Genomic DNA, 16002 nt, shown 5'->3' with positions numbered 1-16002 from the left:
GCCGCATCGGCGCGGCTCCCCGCGCCTTTCGCACCCGCCGCAAAGGAGCCTTCGTGACCACCTTCATCCTGCTGGATGGACCAGACGCCCCGCCCCACCCGCAACCGGCATCCGACGGCCTGCCCCCGGTGGTGGCCCACTGGGCCCGGCGCAACGTGCCGCACGGGCATCTTTCGGTGCCCGCGCTGCTGGAGGCGCACTTCACGGACATCCGGCGCGAGTATGTCACCTGGGCGCACGAGGCCGGGCTGACCCGTCCGGCACGCTCCACCCGCAACCTGCGCGAACTGCTGGCCGTGGGCGACACCTTCTCGCACTGGTGGTTCACCACGCTTGCCGAGAAGCATCCCAAAATCTGCCGCAACCTGTATGAAGTGACCAAGCTGCGCGCGCTGGAACTGGTCATGGAGGACGCCCGCGCCGACCATGTCTGCCTGGTCACCGACGACACGGTGCTGGCGGGCATCCTGCTGCGCTTCTGCGCGGCCACGGGCCGCCGGTTCGAACTGCATCCGGCCAACGCGGAAGCCGGAAACGGCGCGCATGCCCCTGCCGCCGCCCCCCGCTCGGCCAGGCAGCGCCTGGTCGCCCTGTACCATCGCCTGCCCGCCCCGGTGCAGGCCGTGGCGCGCCTTGGCGCGTGGCTGCTGCGCGAAAAGCGCCTGCTGCCCGCCGCACCCGAGGCCACGGGCAAGGCCAGCCTGCCCGCGCACCCGCGCCCCGGCACCGTGGCCACCTATTTTCCCAACATCGACGTGCAGGCCGCCAAGCAGGGCCGCCTGCGCTCGCGCTACTGGGAAAACCTGCACGACGCGCTGGACCCGCAGCAAGGCGGCGTGCACGGGGTGACCTGGCTGTTCATCTTCGAACCCACGCCGCACTATTCGCTGGCCGACGCCATCCGCCTGCGCGACGAATTCCGCGCCCGCAGGCAGGACGGCATCGCCTTTCACTTCATAGAGGAATTCCTGACCCCGGCCACCATCGCCCGCGAAGTGCTGCACTACTGCCGCATGGCCTTCCGCGCCGCGCGCCTGACCCGCCACGTGGCCGGGCAGTGCCGCCTGCCCGGTTCGCGCATGGATTTCTGGCCGTACATGGAGCGCAACTGGGCGGAATCCACGCGCGGCTGGCTGGGGCTGCAACGCCGCCTGATGCGCGCGGCCTTCCGCCGCTACGCCGCCGTGTGCGCGCCGCAGGAATGGACCATCTTCCCCATGGAAAACCACCCCTGGGAAAAGTCCCTTGCCCACGCCATGCACGAGGCGCGGCGCGGCCCGGTGTACGGCACCCAGCATTCCACGGTGCGCCCCACAGACCTGCGCTACTACGAGGACACCCGCGCCTTTGCCGAGCCGGACGCCGCCGCCACCCTGCCCGACCTGTTGTGCTGCAACGGCCAGGGCGCGCTGGGCCACATGCGCGATGCGGGCATGCCCGGCGAACGGTTGGGCGAGATCGAGGCGCTGCGTTACCTGTACCTTGCCGATGCGGCTGCGGCCCCCGCCGCTTCCGCCCCCGGTCCGGACGCCGCACCCGGCAAGCCCACCCTGCTCGTGTTCACCAGCTTTTTCATCGACGAGACAGACAACCAGCTCGACGTGCTGGCCGAGGCCGCGCAGGCAGGCTTGCTGGACAGGTACGACGTGGTCGTCAAGCCGCACCCCAACCTGCCCGTGGAAGGCCGCCTTGCCGCGCGCTTTCCTTCCGGCGGCGCGCCCCGCGTGGTGAACACCCCCGTGGCCCAGCTGCTTGTTCCCGGCCCCCACGGGTTGGTCGTGTGGGCCGCCAACTCCACCACCGTGGCGCTGGAAGCCGCCTACCAGCGGCTGCCCCTCATCGTGCAGACCGCCGCCAACGACTTCAACATGTGCCCGCTGCTGGGCGTGCCCGGCACCGCCTTCGTGGCCACCGCCGACGACCTCGCCGCCGCCCTGGCCCACCCCGCTCCGCCCGACCTGCCCCCCGGCTTCCTGGCCCTGGATCGCGGATTGCCCCGGTGGCGGCGGTTGCTGGGGATGCCGACCCCGGGGGACGAGGCCGGACAGTCCACGTAACCGGATAGCCCGCACAACCGGACAGGCGACGGACAAATCCACAGGCCGGACCGCACAGGCCGACCGCGCAGGCCGGACCGCACCGGGCAGCCACGCAGAACGCCGCGTTTCCACGCGGCATGCGCGGACCGCATGTGCGCACCGGCCCCGCGCGCGGCACCTCCACGCCGTACCCTCCTGAAAAACACGCCCCCCTGCCGGACTGGTCTGTCCGGCAGGGGGGTATGCGTTTTACCCTCGGCGCGGCGTGGCGCTACTGGCCGTTGCGTCGCAGCATCGCCTCGTAGGTTTCGCCGTTGGGCAGCAGACGCGGTCCCGGCGTGTATCCGGCGTCGAACAGGCTTTCCCGCGGTTGCGCCCCCTCGAAGGCCACCCGCGCAAGCTCCGCCCCGGACTGGGCGAACCAGGCAAGGCTGAAGGGCCTGGCCCTCGCCCCGGCCACCTCCGCCGCAAAGTCGGGATTGGCCGCGCGGTATTCCGGCGACAGCCAGCACATGAAGGGAATCTCCACCATGTGCCGGGAGGGATTGCGGGCGTCCTGCCCCCGGATGGGCCGGGTGTCGTACACCTCCTGCCCGTGGTCCGAAAAGTACACCACGAACGCGCGAGTATCCGTCGCATCCACGGCGTGCATCACGCTGGAGACAATGTGGTCCGTGTAACGGATGGAGTTGTCGTACGCATTGATGAATCCGATGTCCTGCCCGTTGCGCCACGGTGCCGGGGCCAGCTGCGGCGTATCGGTGAACACGTCGAACTGCGCGGGGTAGCGCAGCGAATAGCTGAGGTGCGAACCGATCAGGTGCAGGAACACGGCCTTCTTCGGCGCGGGGTCCGCCAGTATGCGGGAAAGTTCGGTCAGCAGCACCTCGTCGTGGCTGACGCTGTTGCCCTCGTGGCGTGCCCGATTGAGGAATCGCGTGTCCGAGGCGTCACCCGCAAGCACGGCAGTGCCTGTCAGCCCGTCGGAATTGGCCGTCTGGTTCGACACCCAGTAGGTGGCGAAGCCGGCATCGCGCAGAAGCCGGATCAGCGACCGGCGGGCCAGCACATCCTTGTCCGCGTCAAGCTCGTTGAAAAGCAGCGTCTTGCGTAGTGAAGGAATGGTATGGGTATCCGCGCTGACCACATCGGTAAAAACCTGCAACCCGTTGCCCACCAGGGCGGATAGCTCCGGATTCGTGGGGCGCCGGTAGCCGTACAGCGAATGATGGTTGCGGTTGGCCGATTCGCCGATGACGAACACGTAGGTGCGCGGCGCGGCATCGTCCGCATCGAGCAGGCGCACCCCGGCAAACCCCGCCTTCTCCCGCACGCGGCGCATGTCGTCTATCTTCTCCATGTCCTCGGCGTACGAACCCACGGACTTCAGCACCATGTAGGTGGTGCTGGACGCAAGAAAACGGTCGCCCTTGCGCACACCCACGGCAACCACAGCGACACAGGCCACGCACAACACGGCCACGGCCTGCCACTGAAGGCGCGCATCGCGCCCGCGCAGATGGCGCAACGCCTGCCGCAAGCTCCAGCACACGGCCAGCATCACGCATGCCAGCACCGCCAGCGACCCCCAGCCGGAAAAATCGCTGACGAACTCCAGCGCCTCGCCCCGCGACGTTTCGAGCACCGACTGAATGGCGAAGCGCGAAAGTCCGGCACCGTAGACGACAAGGTGCGCGGAACTCAGCAGCGTGATGCCCAGCAACACGGGAAAAAGCAGCCATATCCACGCCAGCGCGGCCCATTGCGGCAGCAGCGCCATGGGGGCAAACAGCAGGATGTCCAGAGAGAGCCCCCGCAGCATGTCCGCCACGGGAAACCACTTGAAGGAAACCCCGACCCCCAGGATGCCCGTGCATAATGTGGGCATGGCCGCGTACAGGAAGAAGAAAGCCAGATGCTTGTGATTTTTCATGACCCGGAGTAGCTGTCGGTTGCGTTGGCGCGTTGGCGCGCGGCGTGGCCGTGCCGTCGTCGTGCTCCACGGGGCTTCATCTACGCTCCATGGGCACCCGTTTCGACAGCCGGACCGTGTTGCAATGCCAGATTGCCGCACCTGCGTCGAGGGGCACGACCTCTCCGCGCCGCGTGCAGCCCCTTCTTTCCCGTCCCTGCCCCCTCCCCAAGGAGCCGCCACATGCTGACCGCCATCACCCGCAAGCTGAAGGAACTGACCCGCATGCTGGGCACCCGGCCCTACTACGGATTCGTGACCGGGCACGGCTACCTGACGGAGGCGCAGGTGGCCGAGGTGCGGCGGGTGCTGGAATCGCCCGCCCAGGCGACGGGCACGGTGGCGGAGTACGAGCGCCGCTTCGCGGCGGTGGTGGGCGATGGGCGCGGTCTGGCCACTGCGGGCGGGCGCATGGCCCTGTTCGCCACCATGCGGGCGCTGGGTGTGGGTGCGGGGCACGAGGTGATCCTGCCCGCGTTCACCTGCTCCGTGGTGGCCAGCGCGGTGCTGCGCACGGGCGCCACGCCGGTGTTCACCAACGTGGACCCGGCCACCTTCGGCACGGACCCGGACGCGGTGGCCAAGGCCATCACCCCGAAGACGCGGGCCATCATCGCGCAGCACAGCTTCGGCATTCCCTGCCGGGTGGGCGAACTGCGCACGCTGGCGAACGGCTGCGGGGCGGCGCTGATCGAGGACTGCGCGCTGACCGTGGGCTCCACGCGCGACGGCGTGGCCGTGGGCAACACCGGGGACGCGGCATTCTTTTCCACGGACCATTCCAAGCCCATGAACACGGTGGTGGGCGGATTCTTCTACACCCGCGACACGGGGCTGTACGACGCGGTGGCGGCCCAGCTGAACGACGCCCCCACCCTGCCGGAAGCCCAGCAGCGGCGGCTGTTCGGCCAGTTCCTGCTGGAGCGGCGGCTGGCACGGCCCGCCAGCTACGGCCTGTACCAGCTGGCCATGCTGGCCAAGTCGGTGCTGCGGCGGCTGTCGGACCCCGGCATGACCTTTCTGGACGACGACTACGTGGTGGAGCGCACGGGCGCGTATGCCTACCCGGCGCGTCTGCCCGCCGTGCTGGCGCGCATCGGGCTGTTCGAGCTGGACCGCTGGCCCGCCGAAGCCGCCCGGCGCGAGGCCCTGCTGCAACGCTACCTGACCGCCGCCTACGGCACGCCGCTGGCCGCACACCTGCCCGCCGCCTATGCCGACCCGGCGCTGCGCATCGTGGCCCACCGGCTGGCGTTCACCCATCCCAAGGCGGACCAGCTGAAGGCGCTGATGGATGCGCGGGTGCACACCGCGTGGACGTGGTTCATGGAGCCCATCGTGGGCGCGCGGGCGGGGCAGGCCTCGCTGGGCTATGCCGCCGGGGCCTGCCCGGTGTCGGAACGGGTGGGCACGCAGGTGCTGAACTGGCCGTGCGTGGTGGAACAGGGCGCGGAAGGCCCGCTGCTGGAGTTTTTCGCGCAGGTTGCCAGACAGGCGTAGTAAAGACGGTCAGCGCCCGAGCCACCTGTTGACGCCGCCCGCCACATGCATCATTTCTGGGAATATGGTTCAGACGAATTCATAGGCAGAAACGATGCATACGGATATTCCAGACCGTTCCCCGGCGGAACCGCAGCCGGATGACCTGCAAAGGACAACAGGCCCCCGGCGCAGCCTGCGCGGCGGTGCCGCCTTCGGGCTGACCGGCATCTTCTGCGCGTTGGGGTTGATATGCGTGCTGGCCACTGGTTCTCTGGTGGTGGGCAGGCTCGACGCCTTCGAACACGACCTGTCCGTGGCCAACGCGCGCCGTGCGGTCAACGCCATCCTGCACGACGAACAGCGCGTGGACGCCCTGCTCAAGGACTGGGCATGGTGGGACGATTCCTACCAGTTCATGACCGACGTCAACCCCGCCTACATCGAAAGCAACATCACCCCCGAAGTCTTCCGCGACCAGCACCTGGACGCCATCATCTTCATCGCGCCGGACGGCTCGGTGCGGCACGCCGCCGCGCCTGGCACCGTCAGCGACAGGCTGGGCATGCCGGAGCCGTCCCTTGTCGCCTTCGTGCGGCGGCATACCGCCAGCCTGCCCCGTGGCGGCTCGCGAGAAGGCGCGCTGGGGCTGGTGCATCTGGATGGCAACATCTGGATGGCCGCGTGCCGTCCGGTACTCGATTCGCAACAAAGCCGCGAAGCACGCGGCTGGCTGTGGATGTTCCGCCTTGTCGACGCGGAATACCAGGAAGAACTTTCGCTCCGGACGGAGCTGGCTCTGGGCATCGCGCCAGCCACTCCGGATCGCCTGCCCCCCGTGCTGGGCGAACTTGCCACTGCGACGGCCACCGCCCCCTTCGCCCCTCTGGTGCACACGACCTCGGACACCATCTGGAGCGGAGCGGTACTGCCAGACCTTGGCGGCGGCGCCCCCTTGGCCGTCACCGTCCAGGCCCCCCGCGCCCTGGGCGAAACCGCCCGCAACATCGTGCACAGCGGCCTGCTGGTGGTGCTGACGATCAGCATCCTTGCATTGATCGCGGGCCTGCTCTTTCTTGACCGCCGCGTGCTGTCGCGCCTTGCCGCCCTCAGCGCCCAGGTTGCCGCCAACGTTCCCGCCGCCAAACTGGCCACCATGCCGCAGGGCGGTGACGAACTGGACAGGCTGGCCCTGGTCACCTCGTGGGCATTCCAGTCCATCCGCGAGAACGAGCAGTTCCTGTCCGAGATGCTTGACGCCCTCAAGGTGGGCGTCATGCTGGTGGACCGCGAAACCCGCACCATCGTCAGCATCAACAGCCACGCCTGCGCGCTGCTGGGGCGCGACGCCGCAGAGGTTGCCGGCAGGCGCTGCCACCAGTTCGTATGCCCGGCGGAAGAAGGCGCATGCCCGGTGTGCGACCTGGGCCAGCCCATGGACCATGCCAAGCGCACCCTGCTGACGGTCTCCGGCAGCCTGGACATCCTGAAGTCCGTGGTGCCCATCGCGCGCGAGGGCAAGGAATACCTGCTCGAAACCTTCATCGACATCAGCGACCTGGAACACACCCGGCGGATGCTGGAAGAATCGGAAGAGCAGTACCGGGCAATGTTCCTGAACACCGGCACGCCCGCCATCCTCATCAACGAGGACACCACCATCGCGCTGGCCAACCCGGAATTCCTGCGGCTGGTCCGCATGGTCCAGGCCGACCTGGACCGCCACCCTTCGTGGACCGGCTTCTTTCACGAGCACGACGTGCCCCGCATGCTGGGATACCACGCCGACCGTCGCAACGGCGTTGTCGCCCCGCGCGAGTACGAAGCCCGGCTGATCGACGCCGCCGGGGGGCTGCATCACGCGGCCATGACCGTGACCATGATTCCCCATACCCGCCAGTCGGTGGCCTTCATCCGCGACATCACGGACATGAAGCTGGCCGAAGCGCGCTTGCAGGAACTGGCCTTCACCGATTCGCTCACCGGCCTCGCCAACCGGCTGCGCGGGCTGGAAACCCTTGACGCCATGCTGGCCGACGCCCGCCGCACGGAACAGCCGCTGGGCGTGCTGCTGCTGGACCTGGATGACTTCAAGCTGGTCAACGACTCCATGGGCCACGCCACGGGTGACGTGGTACTGATGGAAGTGGGCAGACGGCTGTCGGAGGTGCTGGGGCCCGACGAGAGGGTGGCGCGCCTTGGCGGGGACGAATTCATCATCGTCACGGCGGCACGCGGCGGGCCCGAGGCCCACGCCGAACTGGCGCAACGGCTCATCGCCGAATTTTCCAGCCCCTTCCGCGTGGCCCATTCCGAAGTGTACCTTGGCGTCAGCATCGGCATAGCCGCCTTTCCCGCCGACGGGGACACCGGCGGCCATCTGGTGCGCTGCGCCGACCTGGCCATGTACCGGGCCAAGGCGTCCGGCAAGAACACCTACCGCTTCTACACCCCGGAACTGACCCGCGCGGCGCAGCACAGGCTGGAGGTGGAAGCCGAGTTGCGGCCCGCCATCGCGCAGGGGCACATCGTGCCCTACTACCAGCCCGTGGTGGATCTGGGCAGCGGGCGCATTGTGGGGGCAGAGGCGCTGGCGCGCTGGCGCAAGCCGGACGGCACACTGGTAGCCCCCGCCGAGTTCATTCCCGTGGCCGAGCAGACGGGCCTTGTCACCAGCATCGACATGGCCGTGATGTCGCAGGCCTGCTCGCAGACGCTCGCATGGACGGAAGCGGGCCTGGGCCGGTTGCGCGTGTCGTGCAACATTTCGGCGCGCCACCTGCAACGCGGCAACCTGACGGGAGACATCCGCGCCATTCTCGACACCAGCGGGCTGCCCGCAGCGCAACTGGCTCTGGAAGTTACCGAAACCGTGTACATGGAAAACATCGACAAGGCCCGGGCCATGCTTGATGCGGTGACGGAGCTTGGCGTGCCCATCGTGCTGGACGACTTCGGCACCGGCTATTCGTCGTTGTCGTACCTGCAATCGCTGTCATTCGACATCATCAAGATCGACCGTTCGTTCGTGAAGGATCTGCCCGACGCCTCGTCGCTGGCGCTGCTGCGGGCCATGCTGGGCATTGCCGCGGGGCTTGGCGTCACCTCGCTGGCCGAAGGCGTGGAAACCATGGAGCAGTACGTGCTGCTGAAATCGCTGGGGTGCGGCAAGGGGCAGGGCTACCTGTTCTCGCCCCCCGTGCCCGCCGCGCGGTTCGAGGAACTGTTGCGCGAACAGAAGGCGGGCAAGCGGCTTCCCTGAGAAGACGCGGCACTCCGCCCCCAACCGGGAGGGGGCTGCCCCCGTGAAAATCACGTGCCGCACCTATGGACAAGCGTCACGCGCAAGCGTATCTAGCACGCCACGTAGAAGGGCCGGAAATTCCGGCGGAAACGGGGCACGCCAGTGTGCCGCGCCGCCCCCGGATTGTCGGCCACCCACCCGCGCGCGGAACGGAGGTTCCGCACGTCATCATGACGCCACCGCACCCCTTCCATACGTCCCGGCCATCTGGCGCATCCCTGCCATCTGGCGCACTTCACGATTTTCACCAGTCGCGCCGAGGGCGCCGTGCGCCCTTTCGCACCACGGCCCCGTCGGCCTTGCACGCAGGCCGTTCCGCAACGCCGCGCGTTCTGCTATAACAACCCGGACGACGACAGCACACTACCCCATCACGAGGTATCGCATGAAGGTCATCATCATGTGCGGGGGCAAGGGCACCCGCCTGCGCGAAGAAACCGAATTCAAGCCTAAGCCCATGGTCGAGATCGGCGGCCGTCCGGTGCTGTGGCACATCATGAGCATCTACGCCCGCCACGGCCACAAGGATTTCGTCCTGCCGCTGGGCTACAAGGGCGAGGTCATCAAGCAGTATTTCCACGATTACCGCATCCGCAACACCGACTTCACCGTGGACCTCGCCACCGGCGCGCTGACCACCCACGAGTGCAGCAGCTGCACCGACTGGAAGGTGACCCTGTGCGATACCGGGCAGGAAACCCTGAAGGGCGCGCGCATCAAGCGGGTGGCCCAGCACATCGACACCGACCGCTTCATGGTCACCTACGGCGACGGCGTGTCGGACATCGACATCGACAAGCTGGTGGAGTTCCACAAGAAGTCGGGCAAGATCGGCACCTTCACCGGCGTGCGCATGCCCTCGCGCTTTGGCGCGGTGCAGACCGACGCGGACGGCAACATCCTGTCCTGGCAGGAAAAGCCGGTGCTGAACGAATACATCAACTGCGGCTTTTTCGTGTTCAAGCGCGAATTCCTCGACTACCTGGACGAGGACGAATCGTGCGACCTTGAAAAGCAGCCGCTGGAACGCCTGGCCGCCGACGGCCAGCTGTCCATGTACCCCCACGAAGGCTTCTGGGAATGCATGGACACCCTGCGCGACTGGCAGAAGCTGAACGCCATGTGGGACAAGGGCAGTGCGCCTTGGGCCAAGGGCTTCAAGGTATAGCCTGATCACGGTTCAGATGGGCCTTTCGCCCGCTGGCTGCGGCTTCTGAACACTTCTCCGCAGCCCCTTTCCATGGCTGCCGTCCACAATGAATGTTTAGGGGGATGGGGGTCCGGGGGAAGGGGACCCTTTGCAAAGGGTCCCTTCCCCCGGTTCCCTCTCCGCCTTCCCCGTCGAGAATACGGAGAGACATACGATGTTTGCAGATGCCTATCGCGGCCGCAAGGTGCTGGTCACCGGCCATACCGGTTTCAAGGGGTCGTGGCTGACCGCGTGGTTGTTGCAGCTTGGCGCGGAAGTGGCCGGGCTGTCGGTGGACGTGCCCACCAGCCCCGCCAATTTCGACGAACTGGGCCTTGGCGCCCGCATCACGGACATCCGCGCCGACATCCGCGACCGCGCGGCGGTGTGCAAGGCCGTGGCCGACTTCGCGCCCGAGGTGGTGTTCCACCTGGCGGCGCAGGCCCTGGTGCGCAAGTCGTACGACGACCCGGCGGCCACCATAGAGGCCAACGCCATGGGCACCCTGAACATCCTGGAGGCGGTGCGCTGCGCGCCTTCGGTGCAGGCCGTGGTGTGCATCACCTCGGACAAGTGCTACCGCAACGACGAATGGGTGTGGGGCTACCGCGAAACCGACCACCTGGGCGGCGAGGATCCGTACTCCGCGTCCAAGGGCTGCGCCGAAATCATCGCGCACTCGTACTTCCGCTCGTTCTTCAGGAACGGCGTGCGCTGCGCCACCACCCGCGCGGGCAACGTCATCGGCGGCGGCGACTGGGCGGCGGACCGCATCGTGCCCGACTGCGCGCGCGCGTGGGCCGAAGGCAAGGCCGTGCAGATCCGCAGCCCGTGGGCCACGCGCCCCTGGCAGCACGTGCTGGAACCCCTTTCCGGCTACCTGTGGCTGGGCGCAAAGCTGCTGCTGAACGAGCAGGGGCCGTTCCCCCTTTCGGGCGAGGCCTACAACTTCGGCCCGGCGGCGGACGTGAACAACAACGTGGCCGAGGTGGTGGACGCCCTGGCCCCGTACTGGCCCGGATTCGCCAGCGAAATGGACCGCGCCGGGCAGGCGGGCATGAAGGAATGCACCCTGCTCAAGCTGTGCTGCGACAAGTCGCTGGCCTACCTTGGCTGGCAGGCCACGCTGAACTTCACCGAAACCATCCGCTTCACGGCGGAATGGTACCGCGCATTCTACGCGCCGCAGGGCGCCGCCCGCCCGGACATGTACGCCTTCACCATGAACCAGATCGCGGAATACTCCGACAAGGCCGCCGCCAAAGGCCTTGCCTGGGCGAACTAGCCCGCCGCGCAAAGGATGCTGCCGTGAACGCCACGACCATCGACGGGGTGGTGACGCTGGACCTGCGCGTCATCCCGACAGAGGGCGGCCCGGTGCTGCACATGCTGCGGCCCGATTCACCCATGTTCACGAGTTTCGGCGAGCTGTACTTCTCGGAAGTGGAACCCGGCGCGGTGAAGGCGTGGAAGCGCCACACCCGCCAGACGCAGCACTTTGCGGTGCCCGTGGGGCGGATGAAGGTGGTCATCCACGACAGCCGCCCCGGCTCGCCCACCTTCGGCGTGACGGAAGAATTCCTGCTGGGCAGGCCGGACAACTACCGGCTGCTGCGCATTCCGCCGCTGGTGTGGTACGGGTTCACGGCGGTGGGCGAAACACCCGCGCTGATCTGCAATTGCGCGGACATTCCGCACGACCCCACGGAAAGCGAACGCGCACCGAAGGATACGGCGGATATTCCGTACCGCTGGTAGGCGACGGGCAGCGGAGACAGCTGCCTCAGCCCCACCACCGGCCACGCACAAGCACCAATCCGGCCCCGTGGCACCCCCGACGGCCGCCACGGGGCCGACACAGAATTTCCCGTCCACAACCTGCCTCGCGGCGCTCCCGCGTCCGCGCCAACACCAGAGCGACACGCCATGACCACCCCCGCCTTGCGTCTTTCCCGGTCCATCGTGGGCCAGGCCGAAGCCGACGCCGTCAGCCGCGTCATCCTTGAGGACGGCTACCTCGGCATGGGCAACGAAGTGAAGCGCTTCGAAGAAGACATCGCCGCCTACCTTGGCGTGCCCGCGCAGAACGTGGTCACCGCCAACACCGGCACCGCCGCCCTGCACCTGGCCGTGCAGGCCGCCGTGCAGCCGGGCGCGGAAGTGCTGGTGCAGTCGCTGACCTTCGTGGCCTCGTTCCAGGCCATCAGCGGGGCCGGGTCAGTGCCCGTGGCCTGCGAGGCCCTGCCCGAAACCTGCACCATCGACCTTGCCGACGCCGAGCGCCGCCTGACCGAGCGCACCGCCGCCATCATGCCGGTGCATTACGCCAGCAACCCCGCCGGGCTGGATGCCGTGTACGCCTTTGCCCAGAAGCACGGCCTGCGCGTCATCGAAGACGCGGCCCACGCCTTCGGCTGCCTGCACGATGGCCGCATGATCGGCACCTTCGGCGATATCGCCTGCTTCAGCTTCGACGGCATCAAGAACATCACCAGCGGCGAGGGCGGGTGCATCGTCACCGCCGACCAGACAGTGGCCCAGCTGTGCCGCGACGCGCGCCTGCTGTCCGTGGCCAACGACACGGAAAAGCGCTTCTCGGGCCAGCGCAGCTGGGATTTCGACGTCACCCGGCAGGGCTGGCGCTACCACATGAGCAACATCATGGCCGCCATAGGCCGCGTGCAGCTGGCCCGCCTGCCCGGCGAATTCGCCCCGGCGCGCATGCGCCTGGTCGCGCGCTACCGCCAGCGGCTTGCCGGTGCGCCGCATCTGGCCCTGCTGACCACGGACCCCCGTGACGTGGTGGTGCCGCACATCTTTCCGGTGCGCATCCTGGACGACAAAAAGCACCACGTGGTGGACGCGTTGCAGGCCAAGGGCATTCCCACCGGCATGCACTACAAGCCCAACCACCTGCTGACCTACTACGGCGGCGGCGCGCAGTCCCTGCCCGTCACCGAAATGCTGGGCAGCCAGCTGACCACCCTGCCCCTGCACCCCGGCATGAGCGACGCCGACGTGGATCTGGTGTGCGATGCCTTGCTGGAGGCGCTGGCGTAGGGGACGGTTTTTTTGACGCCTCCGGCGGGCAGGGGACGCTGTCCCCTGCACCCTCCCAGTTCAGCCTGCTTGCGCCAGGCTGCACCGGTTTCGACAACGCTTCAAAAAGTAACCCGCAGTGGTTCCTTTCCCGAGAAACAAACTGCCATGACCGACACCGCCGCCCACTCTGCCCCCCCTGCTCCCACCGTCAGTGTGATCATGAACTGCCTGAACTGCGGCGAGCATCTGCGCGCCGCCATCGACAGCGTGTTCGCCCAGACCTTTGACGACTGGGAAATCGTGTTCTGGGACAATGGTTCCTCCGATTGCAGCGCGGACATTGCCCAGAGCTACGGCGGCAAGGTGCGGTACTTCCGCGCCGAACGCACCGTGCCGCTGGGCGCGGCGCGCAACCTGGCCATTGCCCGGGCGCGGGGCGAATTCATCGCCTTTCTGGACTGCGACGACCTGTGGCACCCGGAAAAGCTGGCCCGGCAGGTGGCGCTGTTCCGCGCCAACCCCGCCGTGGGTCTGGTAAGCTGCGACACGGTGATGTTCAGCGGCGACAAGGAACTGAGCCGCCAGTTCCAGGCAGCGCCGCCCGCGCGCGGCAAGGTGTTCCGCGAGCTGATGACCACCCAGTGGATTTCCATGTCCTCCGCCATCATCCGCCGCAGCGCGCTGGACGCGCCGGGCATGGGCGGGCACTGGTTCGACGAGTCGCTGAACGTGTGCGAAGAGGCGGACGTGTTCTACCGCATCGCCTGGGACTGGGAACTGGACCACGTGGACGCGCCGCTGGCCCGCTGGCGGGTGCACGGCGGCAGCACCACCTTCCGCAAGTTCGCCCAGTTCGCGGACGAGACCGAAGCCATCCTTGCCAAGCATATCCGCATGTACCGCGACTACGAGCGGGACTACGCCGACCTTGTGGCGCTGCTGCGCCGCCGCGCCGCGTTCCAGCGCGGGGTGGCCCTGTGGCGCGAGGGCAAGGGAAGCGAGGCGCGGGAGGCCACTGCCCCGTATGCCGCATCTTCGCTGAAGTTCCGGCTGTTCCGGCTGGCCACGTTCCTGCCGGGCGGGATGTTTGATGCGGTGGCAGGGGTATATTTTGCGCTGCCATCGTTCTTGAGAAGGTAGGGGGCGGCGCGGTGGCGGGCTAAAAGGCGTGGAGTGGAGAGGAGTAGTGCCCTGATGGGTGCGGCCTTTACGAAGACAGTCCCGCGTTATTGTTCCCCCCTTGATTTCGTTATGCCTCCGGCGAGAGGCAAAGGAGTTGTGCCCTAATGGGCGCGGCTTCTACGAACACACGCCACCCCTTATTCCCACCCTTGATTTCGCTATGCCTCCGGCGGGCAAGGGGCCTGCGCGTTGCGGTCGCCATCCGTAAGACTCGCGCTTCGCGCTCGCCTAACGGCTGCCGCTAAGCGGCGCCCCCTTGCATCCCCGCGCTCCAGGGGGGCTGCGCCTCCCCTGGACCCCCAACACGTCCCGCACCGCATTCCTTTCGCCGCCAGCTTCCCTGCGGCGCTGGGCGCCTCCGGGTGATCTGGCGCCGGGAATGCGATGTGCGCCTGTCTCTCGCCGCCCCGCCATAGCTCGGGTGCCCTATCCCCACCCATCCTGCGCCGCGTTCCTAGCTCGGGCAGCTTCCCTCGGCCAAGGCGCCTTCGGGTGATCTGCCCGCCGGAACGCGAATACGCACAAATCTCCCGCAGCCCCCATCCACGTGGGTGTCTTTACCTTCGCCCCCGTTGCGACGCATATGCCGTCGACAAAGCCCGACGTCATACGCTTCCACGCACGTAACGTCTCCGTTGTGCAAAGCAGAAAACACCACAGCCACGGCTAACTCTGCCAGGAACGCGTTACGCCCAACGCCCGCCATACGCGCGGATTGAGCCCGCAGCCGGAAATCACCGCCGGAGGCTTCGCGACGGCGGAAGCGCCGGCGTCGCGGGCGCACCGCAACAGAACCGCCGACAAAGGCACCACCCGAACCTTCACCATGCCACCGGGAGCAACACGCACATTGCATTCCGCCGGGCAGATCACCCGAGGCGCTTTGGGCGAGGGAAGCTGCCCGGCGAAGGAATGCGGTGCAGGACGCTTGCGGGCAAAGGCACCCGAGCTTTACCAAGACGACGAGAGCCACATGCGCATTGGCGGCACCGGCGGCAGATCGCCCGAAGGCGCCCAGCGCCGAAGGGAAGCTGACGCCGAAGGGACGCCGCGCAGGATACGCCGGGGTTCCAAGGGGCGAAGCCCCTGGAACGCGGGGGTGCAGGGGGTGTTCGTTACAACACCCCCTGCCCGTCGGAGACATAACGAAATCGGGCGGGTGCAACAGGGCACAACTGCCTTCGGAGAAGCCGTGCTCAACTGCGCACTCCCTTCTCCCACCCCACCTCGCGCCTACGCACCCCACCCCGCTTGACCAGCACACGCGCAACCATGCTATGGTACATTCATTCTTGGTCTTCCTCTTCAAGCACGCACCCTCTCCACCCGGAGCCCCCATGTACACCATCGGCACCTTCCGCACCGACGTCACCATGATCGAATGCTTCGGCCATGCCGTGTTGTGGTTCCTGATCACCCTGTGCACACTGGGCATCGGCGTGTTCTTCTACCCGTACGCCCTGGCCAAGTTCATCATCAACCGTACGTACGTGGAGCGTGACGGCGCGCCGCGCCAGCGGCTGGCGTGCGATCTGGACCTGGCCGCGCAGGTGGGCCACGCGCTGATCTGGCTGCTGCTGTCCATCGTCACCTTTGGGCTGGCCTACTTCCTGTACCTGTACGGCGTGGGCCGCTACGTGGCCGCGCACACCCGCGTGGAACCCGCGTAGCCACGCCCGGCTTCCGCCCCCCGCCCGCTTGCCAGCCGGTCAGGCCGGGCGTATGTGGTGCCTCCGGCATCCGCCAGGACCAACTGTACTCGTCCGACACCGGCAGAAACTGGTCGGAACTGATC

10 protein-coding genes are annotated in these 16002 nt (G+C 67.6%); 9 read left to right on the top strand and 1 reads right to left on the bottom strand.

Annotated features, from left to right (window positions below; all coding sequences use genetic code 11):
- The first annotated feature begins 53 nt into the window (after window positions 1–53).
- Entirely contained in the window at window positions 54–2057 is a 2004-nt protein-coding gene (locus tag K6142_RS07735) for a TIGR04326 family surface carbohydrate biosynthesis protein (RefSeq protein WP_190243518.1), read from the top strand.
- 253 nt (window positions 2058–2310) lie between these two features.
- On the opposite strand, the gene cptA is transcribed toward K6142_RS07735, so the two are convergent.
- Entirely contained in the window at window positions 2311–4113 is a 1803-nt protein-coding gene (cptA, locus tag K6142_RS07730; protein ID WP_223380799.1) for a phosphoethanolamine transferase CptA, read from the bottom strand.
- Between the two features lie 81 nt (window positions 4114–4194).
- On the opposite strand from cptA, the gene K6142_RS07725 reads away from it, so the two are divergent.
- The 8 genes from K6142_RS07725 to K6142_RS07690 all read left to right on the top strand — a co-directional run bounded on the left by K6142_RS07725 (window position 4195) and on the right by K6142_RS07690 (window position 15877).
- Complete coding sequence (locus tag K6142_RS07725; protein ID WP_190243520.1) at window positions 4195–5511, top strand: DegT/DnrJ/EryC1/StrS family aminotransferase; 1317 nt, start codon at window positions 4195–4197, stop codon at window positions 5509–5511.
- Window positions 5512–5605: 94 nt separating this feature from the next.
- On the top strand, window positions 5606–8752 hold the full coding sequence (locus K6142_RS07720; protein WP_190243521.1) for an EAL domain-containing protein: 3147 nt from the start codon (window positions 5606–5608) through the stop codon (window positions 8750–8752).
- A gap of 427 nt (window positions 8753–9179) precedes the next feature.
- Entirely contained in the window at window positions 9180–9962 is a 783-nt protein-coding gene (gene rfbF, locus K6142_RS07715; RefSeq protein WP_012613026.1) for a glucose-1-phosphate cytidylyltransferase, read from the top strand.
- Window positions 9963–10158: 196 nt separating this feature from the next.
- Complete coding sequence (rfbG, locus tag K6142_RS07710) at window positions 10159–11268, top strand: CDP-glucose 4,6-dehydratase (RefSeq protein ID WP_190243522.1); 1110 nt, start codon at window positions 10159–10161, stop codon at window positions 11266–11268.
- A gap of 23 nt (window positions 11269–11291) precedes the next feature.
- Window positions 11292–11741 (top strand): dTDP-4-dehydrorhamnose 3,5-epimerase family protein, encoded by a 450-nt coding sequence (locus tag K6142_RS07705; protein WP_190243523.1) that lies wholly within the window; start codon window positions 11292–11294, stop codon window positions 11739–11741.
- A 168-nt stretch (window positions 11742–11909) separates the two neighbouring features.
- Window positions 11910–13043 carry a DegT/DnrJ/EryC1/StrS family aminotransferase gene (locus tag K6142_RS07700; protein ID WP_190243524.1) on the top strand — a complete coding sequence of 378 codons (1134 nt, stop codon included), beginning with the start codon at window positions 11910–11912 and terminating at the stop codon, window positions 13041–13043.
- Window positions 13044–13190: 147 nt separating this feature from the next.
- On the top strand, window positions 13191–14165 hold the full coding sequence (locus K6142_RS07695; RefSeq protein WP_190243525.1) for a glycosyltransferase family 2 protein: 975 nt from the start codon (window positions 13191–13193) through the stop codon (window positions 14163–14165).
- 1379 nt (window positions 14166–15544) lie between these two features.
- Window positions 15545–15877 (top strand): DUF6693 family protein, encoded by a 333-nt coding sequence (locus K6142_RS07690; RefSeq protein WP_190243526.1) that lies wholly within the window; start codon window positions 15545–15547, stop codon window positions 15875–15877.
- The last annotated feature ends 125 nt before the right edge of the window (window positions 15878–16002 follow it).

Source organism: Nitratidesulfovibrio sp. SRB-5, assembly GCF_019931275.1.
Taxonomy (GTDB): Bacteria; Desulfobacterota; Desulfovibrionia; order Desulfovibrionales; family Desulfovibrionaceae; genus Cupidesulfovibrio.
The sequence above is the reverse complement of the archived record's forward strand: the minus strand, read 5'-3'. Positions and strand labels throughout refer to the sequence as shown.

Coding starts and splice junctions, on each gene's coding strand:
- K6142_RS07695 (WP_190243525.1), top strand. CDS start 13,191: ATGACCGACACCGCCGCCCACTCTGCCCCCCCTGCTCCCACCGTCAGT.
- K6142_RS07720 (WP_190243521.1), top strand. CDS start 5,606: ATGCATACGGATATTCCAGACCGTTCCCCGGCGGAACCGCAGCCGGAT.
- rfbG (WP_190243522.1), top strand. CDS start 10,159: ATGTTTGCAGATGCCTATCGCGGCCGCAAGGTGCTGGTCACCGGCCAT.
- K6142_RS07690 (WP_190243526.1), top strand. CDS start 15,545: ATGTACACCATCGGCACCTTCCGCACCGACGTCACCATGATCGAATGC.
- K6142_RS07725 (WP_190243520.1), top strand. CDS start 4,195: ATGCTGACCGCCATCACCCGCAAGCTGAAGGAACTGACCCGCATGCTG.
- rfbF (WP_012613026.1), top strand. CDS start 9,180: ATGAAGGTCATCATCATGTGCGGGGGCAAGGGCACCCGCCTGCGCGAA.
- K6142_RS07700 (WP_190243524.1), top strand. CDS start 11,910: ATGACCACCCCCGCCTTGCGTCTTTCCCGGTCCATCGTGGGCCAGGCC.